The organism is Methanoculleus sp. SDB (assembly GCA_001412355.1).
Classification (GTDB): domain Archaea; phylum Halobacteriota; class Methanomicrobia; order Methanomicrobiales; family Methanomicrobiaceae; genus LKUD01.
Window position 1 is genome coordinate 1 of record LKUD01000057.1, and the last position, 13474, is coordinate 13474.

The 13474-nt window shown below is 51.5% G+C and carries 13 protein-coding genes and 1 pseudogene; 9 read left to right on the forward strand and 5 right to left on the reverse strand.

Annotated elements, in window-relative coordinates:
- The 3 genes and pseudogenes from APR53_03520 to APR53_03530 form a co-directional block, all read right to left on the reverse strand.
- Window positions 1-885: pseudogene (locus APR53_03520) on the reverse strand.
- Window positions 886-1106: 221 nt separating this feature from the next.
- The gene (locus tag APR53_03525; GenBank protein KQC04197.1) at window positions 1107-2171 is read right to left on the reverse strand and encodes a hypothetical protein; all 1065 of its coding nucleotides are present in this window, start codon (window positions 2169-2171) and stop codon (window positions 1107-1109) included.
- 344 nt (window positions 2172-2515) lie between these two features.
- A complete protein-coding gene (locus APR53_03530) occupies window positions 2516-3334 on the reverse strand; it encodes a hypothetical protein (protein KQC04198.1) in 819 nt (272 codons plus the stop codon).
- 514 nt (window positions 3335-3848) lie between these two features.
- On the opposite strand from APR53_03530, the gene APR53_03535 reads away from it, so the two are divergent.
- The 7 genes from APR53_03535 (at window position 3849) to APR53_03565 (ending at window position 10247) form a co-directional block, all read left to right on the forward strand.
- On the forward strand, window positions 3849-4532 hold the full coding sequence (locus APR53_03535) for a hypothetical protein (protein KQC04199.1): 684 nt from the start codon (window positions 3849-3851) through the stop codon (window positions 4530-4532).
- Between the two features lie 202 nt (window positions 4533-4734).
- Window positions 4735-5358, forward strand: a complete 624-nt coding sequence (locus APR53_03540) for a hypothetical protein (protein ID KQC04200.1) — start codon at window positions 4735-4737, stop codon at window positions 5356-5358.
- Window positions 5359-5457: 99 nt separating this feature from the next.
- Window positions 5458-5781, forward strand: a complete 324-nt coding sequence (locus APR53_03545; protein ID KQC04201.1) for a hypothetical protein — start codon at window positions 5458-5460, stop codon at window positions 5779-5781.
- A gap of 119 nt (window positions 5782-5900) precedes the next feature.
- Window positions 5901-7211, forward strand: a complete 1311-nt coding sequence (locus APR53_03550) for a 4-aminobutyrate aminotransferase (GenBank protein ID KQC04202.1) — start codon at window positions 5901-5903, stop codon at window positions 7209-7211.
- A 175-nt stretch (window positions 7212-7386) separates the two neighbouring features.
- Window positions 7387-8955, forward strand: a complete 1569-nt coding sequence (locus APR53_03555) for a 1-pyrroline-5-carboxylate dehydrogenase (GenBank protein ID KQC04203.1) — start codon at window positions 7387-7389, stop codon at window positions 8953-8955.
- 184 nt (window positions 8956-9139) lie between these two features.
- Window positions 9140-9325 (forward strand): hypothetical protein, encoded by a 186-nt coding sequence (locus tag APR53_03560; protein KQC04204.1) that lies wholly within the window; start codon window positions 9140-9142, stop codon window positions 9323-9325.
- A gap of 190 nt (window positions 9326-9515) precedes the next feature.
- On the forward strand, window positions 9516-10247 hold the full coding sequence (locus tag APR53_03565; GenBank protein ID KQC04209.1) for a hypothetical protein: 732 nt from the start codon (window positions 9516-9518) through the stop codon (window positions 10245-10247).
- A gap of 95 nt (window positions 10248-10342) precedes the next feature.
- Here the strand turns inward: APR53_03565 and APR53_03570 are convergent, their stop codons facing one another.
- Entirely contained in the window at window positions 10343-11179 is an 837-nt protein-coding gene (locus APR53_03570) for a mechanosensitive ion channel protein MscS (GenBank protein ID KQC04205.1), read from the reverse strand.
- The gene (locus tag APR53_03575) at window positions 11180-11887 is read right to left on the reverse strand and encodes a hypothetical protein (protein ID KQC04206.1); all 708 of its coding nucleotides are present in this window, start codon (window positions 11885-11887) and stop codon (window positions 11180-11182) included.
- A gap of 148 nt (window positions 11888-12035) precedes the next feature.
- Between APR53_03575 and APR53_03580 the strand changes: the two genes are divergently transcribed.
- Window positions 12036-12476 carry a transcription elongation factor NusA gene (locus tag APR53_03580; GenBank protein ID KQC04207.1) on the forward strand — a complete coding sequence of 147 codons (441 nt, stop codon included), beginning with the start codon at window positions 12036-12038 and terminating at the stop codon, window positions 12474-12476.
- Window positions 12473-12766, forward strand: a complete 294-nt coding sequence (locus APR53_03585) for a phosphoribosyl-ATP pyrophosphatase (GenBank protein KQC04208.1) — start codon at window positions 12473-12475, stop codon at window positions 12764-12766. Before APR53_03580 ends, APR53_03585 begins: the two co-directional genes overlap by 4 nt.
- Window positions 12767-13474: the final 708 nt, after the last annotated feature.

Sequence of the window (13474 nt, forward strand, 5' to 3'; positions counted from 1 at the left end):
TATCAGTTTTGCGCGTGTCGCAATTTTTCCGGTATTTTTAAAGTCGCCGATAATCTTGACAACTCCGTCCTTCTTCGGTATGCCTTCATATATCAAATCGACAAGCGCTCCTTCGCGCGTCAGCGTTCCGGGTGCGAACACTTCAAACTCAATTGAACTCTGCTTAATTATTGTCCCTTCGAGAGTGACAGTTACCCGTGCGGTATACTTCCCCGTCTCCACATTCGTTTCGCTCCAGGTTACGGGGATTATAGCCTGTTTTTCGGGTTGAACCGTTATATCCGTCTGCCGGACCGAATCGATGACTTCAGTGTCCTTTAAAATCTCGAGAGTGATATCAGGTCCGGCCACAACGTTGCCGGTATTTCTGAATAATACCGTGACCTGAAGCGGAGAATTCACTTCCGTATCTCCCACACGGATCATGTCCGCATTACCGCTTACAACCTGAGTGCCGGTAACGTGAACCTTTATCAAAAGAGTTGCCTGAAGTGATATGCTGGCACCGACATCCTTCGATTCACTTTTCAATGGTTTTGTTACCATGACGGTTGTTGCGGAATAATCACCGTTGGACGCATCGGAGGGGATGGAAATCCTGATAAGAACAGGCATTGTCTCCCCGGGATCAAGTTCGATCTCGGTGAAGACGGTCTCTCCGTCCTGCGGATAGAATTCAATCCAGTCGCCTGCCGAACCGGTTGTGCTCAGAGTGAGGGTGGCGGGCGTGTCTCCGTTGTAAAAGACCTGTGCAGAGCGTTCGTAAACACCCCCCCGAATAGAATCGGGAATATTAATTTCCGACGGTCCGATTCCAAGACTGATTGCGCCGACACACCAGATGAGCAGGGTGCAGCCAAGAAGGATTGCGATCGCGATACGCATGGTTGTTCCTGACATAAGTACCACTACCTTTCATGTAATAACGAGAATTTAAATATTATTCGGTGAATTTTACGATTAATATCAGGCTTGAAATAATAAAAGGGTACTCAGAAAATAACCTGAGACGAAGTGTTGGTTCCGGGCACTACTGGTGCGTACCATTCCTGATGAGTTTGAAAAACAGGGAAAGGCGTGTGCACACACGCCTCCCGTGATCCGGGTCACGGTGATTGTATGCCTTCGAGATGCATCGTCCCGTTATGCGTTCCCGATCCTTCCGTAACAAGGATTGAGAACGCCATCTCAGTGGTCTGACCGGGCGAAAGGACATTCGGGAGGGTTATGAGATCGTAGGGCAGGTACTCGACTGCATTTGCCTCGTCACTGCCCATCCGTGTTTCATACTTCAGAGCATCAACACTCATGTCGTCCTGCATAATCATGATCCTGATGTCCACATTTCCGATGTTTCTTACGGTCGGCTTGTCGCTTGTCCCGAAAATGGTATCTCCGGAAATCCAGCTGGTGACCCCTATATCCACGGGCTGGTAATCAACGGCGGTAAAATCAAATTCGCAACAAGCGACGGGAATGTACAGGAACCGGTTTTCAAGAATACAGGTGGTTTCGTTCATGTCAGAGGCAATCGCTTCGATCCTGTACTCGCCTGCAGGGTCGTGATACGAAAGAGGTCCGGTACCGGTCCAGACCGAAGCGCTGCCCGTCTGGAGTTCTTCCAGTACGTCCGAATAGGTAACTGCGTCATATACGACCAGATCTGCTGCCGCCGCATCATCGAAAACATCGATCCCTTCGTCCCGAGACAGTTTAGCCAGATCAATCTCATAATCGAGGGACCCGTCACCCCATTCATTATCCGGGAAGTACGTATGAAGTACGACGCAAGGATTATCGGTTTCCCCTGTATCCACCGCGACCACATAATATTCGACATCCTCAACAACTTGAAATGTACAGGGCGGAGACAACTGCGTGCCTGCAGTACTGTGAAGCGGATCACCGTCCTCCAGCCCTTCTGATGTGTCCTGCTCCCACAGACACCAGACACGCGGGCCACACGCACCAGCAGTACCTGTCTCCTCAGGGGTTACTGTCTCCTCAGGGGTTACTGTCTCCTCAGGGGTTACCGTCTCCTCAGGGGTTACCGTCTCCTCGGGAGTTCCGGCAGATGTCTCATTCAGATCTGCTGCCGCGCCAGAACTCTCGGCAGCGGCACTCCCGATGAGCAGAGAGAACACGATAGCAGCGATTATCCAAAAACGCATGCTTCGGCATGACATGAGTATCCTCCTTTCATTATTATTCTAGGATAAATATTATTCGGTGCACAATATAATCTGGAAACGGGAGTCATCACACAGCGTTGAAATCGCCGGTATCCTGACGAATTCAGGGAATCAGGAAATCCCCAACGGTACCTACACCCTGCCGGACATCCCATTCCGGAGAGATACCGGAAAAAAGCACCGATAAAATTCTTCGTTTTCCGGGAATACCTGTATCGATGGTTCGGCAGGGCCCTTTCTTCCGCACCGAAAAAAAACCCGGATCGTGAAGATTCACATCCTGAAAAAGGGTTGTTGGAGGCCATATGAATGGCTTAACCCCTTCATCCCGCGTTGCAGGAAAGCTCCTGCCCGAGGGTTATAATACCCGCGTGTGCACCGAACCCTTTAATGATTTCAATGGAGAAATCAAGCTCTTCGAGTTCGCATCTCGGCAGCGCATTCGGCAGGGTGATCCACTCATAGGGACCGTAATTAACCGTGTACGCATTGTCGCTACCCATCCGGGCGTCATACTTCACGTTCCATACGCCCTGGCTGTTGCCAAAGCCCATGTCATCCTGGTAGATCTTAACCTTCGCATCAACATTTCCGATGTTTCTCACCGTCGGCTTGTTAGCCGTGCCAAAGACCATGTCCCCGGAAATCCATTTGTGAACGCCGATATTCACAGCGCCATAATCAACTTCTGTGAAATCAAATTCAAGGAGTGCGGTAGGAACATACTCGAACGTGTTCTCGAAGGGGTCCGAAGGATTGTTGTTGTGATCCACTGCAAGGGCTATTACACGATAATCCCCGGCAGGCTGGCAGTAATGCAGCGGGCCGCTACCCATCCAGACCGCCGCAGTATCCTTATCGAGCTCATACAGCACGTCGGCATAGTCATGCGGACTGTTGTAGGCAATGAGCCCTGCGCTTGCTGCTGCCTGGAAATAAGCTATGCCCTCTGCCTTGCCCAGCTGATCCAGCATGACCTGGTACTTGAACGAGCCGTCACCCCAACAGTTTTCAGGATGATACACGTCCACCGACACGAGGAGCACATTCCCGTTCTCTTCCTCATCGTGCACGACAACAAAGTAGTCTACCATCTCTACTGCATCAAATTCACCGGGAGGCAGGAACTGGCTTCCCGGCATCGAGTGACCAGGGTCGCCATCTTCAAGACTACCGGACTGGTCCTGCTCCCATTTGCACTTCACCACGGGTATTGCTCCACTGCCCGAGGAAATCGATACGCCTGTACTGACGTCCACTGCCATCGACGGCACGGCCATCGCGACAATGATTACTAGAGCGAATGCTCCTATCAAGAGTCTTTTCCACATATTCGACACCTCTCAATTCGTGACAAGAAAATCTACCGTCTGATATCGGGAATCGGATCTTGTCATCGGGCCCAGGCAACGCGATTTAGGAGGAAATGCGGATTGATTGAAATAAATAAGTCATACGGGTTGACTGACAGGTTCTGGCATATAGTTCGTTTGAGTGCTTCAAGTAGATCATCTATTGGACCGTATAATACTAGAAATATATATTGATATAAATAAATGCAAGGCACTTAAGATTAACACTAGTGACGCATACTAAAATCGCCTCGCAACAGGAATAAAATTGTGATGGGGTCAGGTATTCCGGCAAGGATAGATTATGGAAATAACCAGCGGCATTCCGAAGTTGATCAGAGTTCAGGAGCGATTACGGGAGCGGTGCCGGCCTGAAAAATACCTCAGGATTGAGACTGTACATACGATTGCAGGTGTGGACGTCAGTTATGACGCGGATAAAGGGTGCGCCGCCGCAGTGGTGATGTCCTACCCTGAAAATTCATTCATCGACTCCTCGTGCATCGTCCGCAGGGTAAATTATCCCTATATCCCAGGTTTTTTTGCTTTCCGAGAAGTTCCGGCGCTTCTTTCGGCTGTACGATCTCTTCGGGTGATGCCGGACGTCGTCATGGCAAACGGCCATGGGTACGCTCATCCCCGGCGGTTCGGACTTGCTACGCACCTGGGCGTTTTACTGGACATTCCCACAATAGGCATTGCGCGACGGCTGTTGACCGGTACGATTTCCCGGCTGCCAAAACACGTGGGATCGACAACTCCTGTCATCGATGATGATGAAATCATCGGGATTGCGATAGGTACCGCACACAAGGGCAGGCCTCTCATCGTGTCCGCCGGATATGGAGTAGATCTCCGGACGGCTGTCCGCCTGGTTATGGACACAACAGGTAATGGGTATACCCTCCCGGAGCCGCTCAGGCAGGCGGATAACCTTTCCCGGAAACTGCGGGCGAGACATATCGGGGATAATACGACCGCAGGGTGATAAAAAATTTATTATTCCCGAGAGATTGTCCCGAAAAACAATGACGCTCTCACCCTACCGTCACACAACCGGACACCAAACCCTGATGCCCTCAACCCTTCCGGTTTCAGGCCCGGGCGTAACTTTTTCAGCATGGAATACCGCTCGGCGGCACTCCCATCCCATTCGCAATCCTCATGAAAAAGCAAAACGATGTACAACCATGAATCCCCTGCTCACCGGATGGGAGGAAGGATATGCCACCCGCGGTCATCTCTGGGGAGGACAGTCCGATATTCTCCCCCCCCTCGCACCGGGATCCCGCGTGCTTGAACTCGGCTGCGGAAACGGCAGGAGTATCCCCGGTATGCTCTCCCGGGAGTGGCAGGTCTGTGCGCTGGATTTTTCCCGGCAGGCCATCCTTCTTTCCCGGGACGTTCCGGGCACGGCGTCGCGGGTCACCTGGATCATTGGCGACGGGTGCGCCCTGCCCTTCCAAAATGCCGTATTCGATGCCGTCGTAGCGTCCCATATCTTCGGCCACCTTCCCGCCGCTTCGCGATCTGAAGCCGCAAATGAAGTCTGGCGTGTTCTTAAAACAGGAGGACGACTAGTTTTTCGTGCCTTTGCACGTGACGACATGCGCTCAGGAAAAGGCGAGGAAGTCGAGGATCATACCTATCGCAGGGGAGACGGCATTCACACGCATTATTTCACTGAAGATGAAGTTAAACGCCTTTTTAATCGGTTTTCACCAGGCAGCATCCGGACCCGCCGCTGGACACAGCGCATCAGGGGCATCGGACATACCCGCTCTGTTATTGAAGCCGATTTACTGTGCATCTGACGTTCCCGTCCACCGGGCACGCTCCCGCACGGGATGAAAAATGCAGGGACGGCACCATTATAATCTCACCGAAGGAAAGCAGAAACGAGGGCATGTATCATGGATCACAAAGGATTTCCCTGCATCGTCGTTTTATCAACGGCACCGCCCGGAGATGCCGATAGAATTGCGAGAATCCTCCTTGAGGAGCACCTTATTGCGTGCGTCAATATCACGGGTGTACAATCCCGTTATACCTGGAATGGAGAGCCATGTCTCGAGAACGAAAATCTGATGATAATGAAAACGGTTGAAAGCCGCCTCAACGCGCTTATCGAAAGGATTCGGGAGATTCATCCCTATGAAACGCCGGAGATCATTGCGCTTCCGATAGTTGGAGGATATGGCGGGTACCTGGGCTGGGTTGTCGAAGAAACGGGATGATCAAAGTACTGCTGCCGGAATATACCTTACCTGCAGGCATTATTCCGGGGAGGCGGACCGGAAAAAGGCTACCCTCTGGTCACCCCAAATTATTATTGTGAAGTCCGCAATGTGAGACTATGGAGCCCTTTATGAAGACCGTGCCTCCGGGTCCCAGAGCACGTGATGTGCTCGCCCGGGATGCACATGTCGTATCACAGTCCATGGTGCGGGAATATCCGCTCGTGCTCGAACGCGCCGAAGGAGTGAATCTCTGGGATGTGGACGGGAACAGGTATCTGGACTTTTCTGCCGGTATCGCTGTCATGAATGTCGGATGGAATCATCCGGACGTTGTCCGCGCCATAGGAGAACAAGCCTCCCTGTTATCACACGGAGCCTTTCTCGACTTTTGTTCGGAGGTGCCCGTGCGGCTCGCGGAGAAGGTCGTCACACTGATGCCCGACGGACTCGACACGGTATATTTTTCAAATTCGGGGGCGGAAAGTGTCGAAGCTGCCTTAAAACTCGCACGCCACCACACAAAACGGAAGTATTTCATTGCATTTTACGGAGGATTTCACGGCCGTACCTATGGCGCTGTCAGCCTGACATCATCGAATGTGATCCAGCGGCAGTACTTCGGGCCGTTTCTTCCCGTCATACATGTACCGTATCCAAATCCGTATCGCCCGATGGGACTTGAACGGGACACGTGCGATTTTGATGTCATCACCTACATAGAAGAAGAGGTATTCAGTACCGAGGTTGCGCCCGATGAAGTCGCGGCGATATTTATCGAACCGGTGCAGGGTGAAGGCGGGTATATCGTCCCTCCGAAAACGTTCCTGCGGCGTCTGCGTGATCTCTGCGACGAGCATGGGATTCTCCTTGTTGCAGACGAGGTGCAGTCGGGATGTTTCCGGACCGGAACATTTCTCGCGTGCGAGCAGTTCGGAATAACCCCGGATATCGTCTGCCTGTCAAAAGCCATTGGCGGGGGGCTTCCGCTTGGAATGACGATAGCATCAGACGAGGTAATGAACTGGCCGCGCGGATCCCATGCCAGTACGTTCGGGGGGAATAACCTCGCATGCAGGGCAGCGCTCGCAGTACTCGACATTGTGAGCCGGCCCGGATTCGGCCGGCATGTTATGGATACCGGTGCCCACCTCCTTTCAGGACTCCGGAAGCTTGAAGCGGCACACGAGATTGTCGGAGACGTCCGGGGAATGGGACTCATGTGCGGGATGGAACTTGTGAATGACAGAAAGACCAAAAAACCGGCACGGGAAGCCAGGACGCACATACTTACGGAAGCATTCAGGCAGGGACTGACAATGCTGCCTGCCGGCCTCTCCACCATCAGGTTCTGTCCGCCATTGACGATAGAGAAGGAGGACATAGATACGGGACTGACCATTCTCACTCGCGTGATGGACAGCCTCTGAAGATCAGGAATACAAAATGTTTTTATTGACGGGGGAAAGATAACGCCCAATGTGCCCCCTCTATGGATAGTATTCTTGATGCGGTCAGGTCATTCCACGCCGGGCCGACCCTCTGCACCATAACGCATCCGATGCAGGAATCATTCCATACCGGGAACCTTCAGGACGATGAATTATGTCACCTAAAAAAGTCACCTATGTCTCGCTCCTCGCCGATGATAGTATTCATGGAGCATATGAAAAGGCGCTTGACTCAATTGAAAAAAAATTCGGGCAGCATCACCCGATGTTTATCGGTGATACCGGTCTGTTTACCAGAGAGGAGTTCGAGGTCCGTTCCCCGATAGATTCGGAAATCCTGATCGGCTATTTCCAGAAAGGAAACGGGGAGGATGCCCGACGTGCCATTGCACAGGCAAAAGAGGCGTTTGCCACCTGGGGCAGGACAGATTGGAAAGAACGGGTTCGTATTCTCAGAACTGCTGCAGACACGCTGGACCGGCAGAAATTCACCCTTGCAGCACTCATTACTTACGAGGCCGGAAAGAATCGGTATGAGGCAATCGCCGAAGTGAGCGAAGCGATTGATTTCCTCCGGTATTATGCGGACCAGTTCGAAGCGCATAACGGATTCATAATTCCCACGATATCGGAAATTCCGGGTGAACACTGTAGAAGCGTGCTGCACCCGTACGGCGTATGGGCAGTAATATCACCGTTCAACTTCCCGATCGCACTTGCGGCGGGAATGGCAGGTGCTGCGATCATAACCGGCAACACCGTAGTGCTCAAACCTGCCAGCACCGCACCGTATTCAGGCCTGAAGCTCTACCAGGCATTTATCAGCAGCGGCCTCCCTACGGGTGTATTTAACGTTGTTACCGGTCCCGGGGAGGTTTTCGGTGAAGTCGTAACATCCCATCCGGACATCGACGGCATAGCATTCACCGGCTCGCGGGAAGCCGGCATGTGGCTCACACGGCAGTTCGCGATATCGCAGCCGTACTCCAAACCCGTCGTTTCCGAAATGGGCAGTAAAAATCCCTGTATCGTAACGGATAGCGCGAACATCGAAAAAGCAGTCGAAGGGATAACACGGGCGGCTTTCGGATTCAGTGGCCAGAAATGCAGTGCTACATCACGAATATACGTACAAACGGGCATTTTCGACCGTTTCATGGAGGCATTGACCGAACGGATGAGTACAATCACAGCAGGTGATCCCCGGCACAAGGAGACCTTCCTCGGACCGCTGATTAACAAGACGGCAATCGATTGTTATACAGCAGCGGTGGCTGAAGCACATCGCGACGGGGGTAGTGTCAGGACAGGAGGGAGAGTGGATACGACAAAGGTACCTGCCAACGAATATTATGCAATGCCGGCGGTTGTAACGGGACTGAACCACGGCCACCGTCTCTTCCGCGACGAATTATTTGCCCCCCTCGTTGTTGTCGATACCTTCACGGGCATTGACGAAGCACTCGAAAAGGCAAACGATACCGAATACGGCCTGACTGCCGGAATTTTTTCGGAAGATTCCGCGGAGATCGAATTCTTCTTTGATCATATCAGGTTCGGAGTCTGTTATGCCAACAGGGAGGGCGGGGCCACAACGGGGGCGTGGCCGGGCGCTCAGCCATTCGGAGGCTGGAAAGGAAGCGGTGCCACGGGAAAAGGTTCCGGAGGATCGTGGTACCTCCTTTCATACCTCAGGGAACAGGCTCAGACCCGGGTGGTATGAGAGGAAGGCCCGAAAGCATGATATGGTTTATGCTATGGTTCCGGGATTGCGCGCCGGTCTGTCCGCCGCACTACTCATATGCATCAGTAACTCCACTATTTTCGATTTTTTAGTGCAATCCACCCATAAAATTTATTGGTACTGCGATCATTCGCTTTTTGTACACCATGGAGATCTGTGAACAATGCTGATAGGTGAAGACGGACAATGCGAGGTCTGTCCGAGATCCGAATTACGGGGAAATATGCTCTTTTGCACAAAATATCTCGATTTGTGCGAGCGCGTCAGGATCACATGTGAAGATGACGCTACCCTCGCGTATGAGGATGATACGGGTACCGACTTCGACGAAGATCGTGAAGACTGGTAACACATCCAACACATTTTACATATTTTTACAGGCCACGTACTCAACCGAAGGGTGCCGGCGTTGCGTCTGAGGTATGACCCGCCCGCTCATCCGTCCACCGCGAACGAATCTGATCTTCACGATGGGTTCGAAAAAAATTGAACTCAAAGGTAAGTATTTCCATGGCGGGGACAAGATGATCGCGATGACAATGAAACATGAAGCAGTACTCGTTATCAGCGCGATTCTCGTGCTGTGTGCCGCTGTTGCCGGAACCGCATTCGGTGCGGTGGACGGGAGCGATGAGAAAGTCATTTACGTCTCTGGAACCGGTACGGTAACTACGGATCCTGACGAAGCAATGGTATCCCTCTCCGTGGAAACAGAGCATGGCAATGTAAAAACAGCTCAGCAGACAAATGCCCAGCGAATGAACGGAGTGATTGCCGCTCTCAAAGAGATAGGCATCACATCCGCTGATCTGAAGACGACGGGATACTCGATCTACCCGGTCAGGGACAGCGACACGGGAAGCATCCTGAGCCCCACCATAAAGTACTATCTCGTTACCAACACTCTCCTCGTCACCCTCACCGACATTACGAAAGTCGGCGATGTGATTGACACCGCAGTGGCAAACGGCGCCGATCGTACGGATTACATTTCCTTCTCGGTGAGCGATGAAAAACAGGAAACACTTCGGGCCGAAGCGCTCACGGATGCTGTGCGGCGGGCACGCTCCGATGCGAATGCAGTGACGGCCGCAATGGGTGTGAATATTATCGGCGTGAGGGAGGTGAATGTCGGGAGTTACTACCCGCCGGTGCGATATGACACTCTCGCAGGTGCCGAAAAAAGCATGGCGGCCTCCGTCCCAACGCCGATTGAACCCAACACCGTCGACGTGACCGCAACTGTATCGATCACGTATCTGATCGGGTAACTACCGGCTTTTCCGGGTGCCGGACCATGTCCGTACCCCGGTTCTTTTCGCTCTTTTTTCATGCCTGCCGCGTTAATGAGCGGCACAGGCCGTTTTTACTTATCAGACTGAAGCATTTCGGCACGGATACCGTCAGGGAACCATACGGTCCGCTGCGGGAACGGTATCTCGATACCTTCGGCTTCAAGTGCCACTTTAATTTTCCAGAGAAGTTCTGTCTTGACATCCCACCACTGGCGTGAAGGAGCCCAGATCTTCACAATAATATTAACGCCATTATCTCCCAGTTCGTCTACGAACACGCTGGGCGAGGGGTGGACGAGTGCGTACGGATGGTTCCATATTACCTCTTTTATAATCCGCACCGCCTTATCGGCATCATCCTCATACCGTATTCCGACGACATAACCAAACCGGCGTCCGGCATTTACAACGTAATTGGTGATGTTCGATGTAAAGACCTGCTCATTCGGAAGACGGACATAGATACCATCATAGGTCCGCACAATTGTGGAGAGGATTCTGATATCTTCAACCGTGCCGAGGATATCATTGACATCAATATTATCGCCGATTTTTATGGGGCGCTCAATGATCAGGAACAGGCCGGATATAAAATTTGAAACCACGCTCTGGCTGGCAAAACCAATGACAATACCTGCGATTCCGCCGGCCAGCAGGACTCCCGAGAGATCGATATTCGGCAGCCCGATTAGCAGTCCAAAGCCGACAATACCGAAATATACGACTTTCAGAAGAATACCGAGATCATTTTTGGGTAATTTTTCCTCAAGTGATTTCCGCAGGCGGCCGGTGATTATTTTCGCAACGATAATCGATGTAACCAGAAAGATTGCGAGCCATGCCAGATCATTGAAGGTAATTCCTGTCGATCCAATCGGGTTTTGCAGAAATTCCGCGAGAGAGACCACTCACATCACGCCCCAGTCCATCTCATATGTCCGCTTCACGACATGCAGTTCCCGTGCCGTATAGAGTTCGAGCGCCTTACTCTGCACGTCGGTTAGCGGCGTGTCGTAAAATTCGGTTTCTGCCAGACGGCGGTTGATAATCTTCAACCGGGCCACCATCGAGACTATATCGCCAAAATATATTTTCATTCCGTATCCCTCAAAGACGGCCCGGGACACTTCGATCCATTCGCGGTGCGTATTATCAATTGTCAGCTGCATGACACCCTGTAGGTCCCTGTTCACGTCAGGAATGCTGTCAAATACATCACTATGCCACCATCGCGTAATATCCCCGCCGTTTGAAGGACCGTAGAGAGAATATTTCGGTGGGGAGAATGAGAAGATATCGAGAACCTGGATGTTTTTTTTGGCGGCGATAAAAACACCGATTTCGATAGGAAATGTAAGATATATTTCTTTTTTACCAAACGGCTCAATCAGAAGGGAATCGAATTCTATCTCAAGCAAATTAGTGATTTCGGAAGGAAGGTTGAGCGGTTCAACGGGATTGACAATGATGCGACCTTCATCAGAGAGAATACGCTTTTCAACGGTATCCATTCCGGAAATTTTTCGGGTATACGTATGATATCCGCGGTTCCTGACGATGCCGGCATGTATTCTCTCGTCGGAATAGTGATAATCATACTCATATCTCCCGTACATCAGTCTAATACTGCATAGCCAATCACATAAAGATGTGTATAAAGCGGGGCTGCCCCCTTGCCCGTGAGCGTGAACCAAAATCTCGCGCAGGATCACCGGTACCAATTGATTTAATGAAGGAGTAACTAACATAGATCCGATTTATCCAATGCTTCGAACAATAGGTTTCAAAGAGAGAAGATATATTGAAGAACTTCGCATTCTCACAAAATCAATCGGCCTTGACTGTATTATCGACGACCAGTTCGACAGGGTCATCTATGTCATTAAAAAGGGCGACATGGGGATGGCCATCGGAAAGAACGGAGACAATATTAAAAAGATGCAGAAAGTTCTCGGTAAAAGAATTGAGATGGTCGAAGAAGCGGGGGAACCCGAAGAATTTATCAGAAACATACTCAAGCCCGCGGATATTGCAGAGATTGTATGTGATAATGAACGGAAATACAACGTCATTGTCCGGAAAAAAAGTGATCTTGGCATCGCAATAGGAAAAGGCGGTGCAAACATCGAGAAGGCACGCATCCTCAGCAGGCGGTTCTTCGGCATAGAGATCGGGGACATCATCCACAAAGAGGAAGGACAATGAGCGACACGGACATGCTCCGTACGTTATGGGAGATCATTCAGGATCGCGTGGATAATCCGCCTCCCGCATCTTATGTCTGCGACATCCTCAATCACCGAAAAGGAATTGACAAGGCACTTGAAAAAGTGGGGGAGGAGAGCACCGAATTTATTCTCGCCATGAAAAACGAGGTGTACGAGAGAAAGGTCTCAGAGGCTGCCGACCTGATCTTTCATCTTCTGCTCGCGCTGCGTGCCGGAAATATAGAACTTGAGGATGTTCTTGCCGAGCTGGGCGCCCGGCGGAAGTGACCGCGCGATCACCATGCAACTGCGGCAGCATCGCCCCGATTTAGCGTATTGATTGCACGTTTTTTTGAGAGAACCGACTGCTCAGGCCAGGGATTCATTTGCGCGCGCACCCAGAATTCATGCTGAAATCGTGACATAAAAACGGTTATCGCACGAGAATTATCAAAAATCATGGAAGGTTACATTTCCTGCACTGAACTACCGGAGATCCCTCGACATTACCTTTATGTACTACTCCCGCTTACATAGTAAGGTCGATCAGTCCCGTGTTTCCGGGTGCGGCGTCCTGCCGCCCCGGGGGTCCGGGTCGATCTATCCGGTGGCCGCGTGCCGCCGGGCCGGGGGTCAGTCCGGGCAAGGTTTAATACCGGTCCGGACCAACATAGATCCCCTGTGAGGACAGAGGTGGATCAGGTGAATCGGGCGGTGAACCGTCCGGCTCCCGGCTTCACACGAGGAAGAAACAACAGGGTATAAATACCCTCGATACATACATTATTCCTCTGATTCGTGATGGAGAACCAAAATCGCCCGGGTGGGGGCGTTGGTTCTGACGTTGGCACTTGGCAATGCGGAAATCTATTTAGTAACCGCCAAATTCCTTTGAAAAAAACCGATACTGTGTGCCGAAGACTGCAGACCGTGTGTCTGTAGAGTACTTCTTCAAAAAAAATTCTGGTTGATCCTGCCAGAGGTCACTGCTATCGG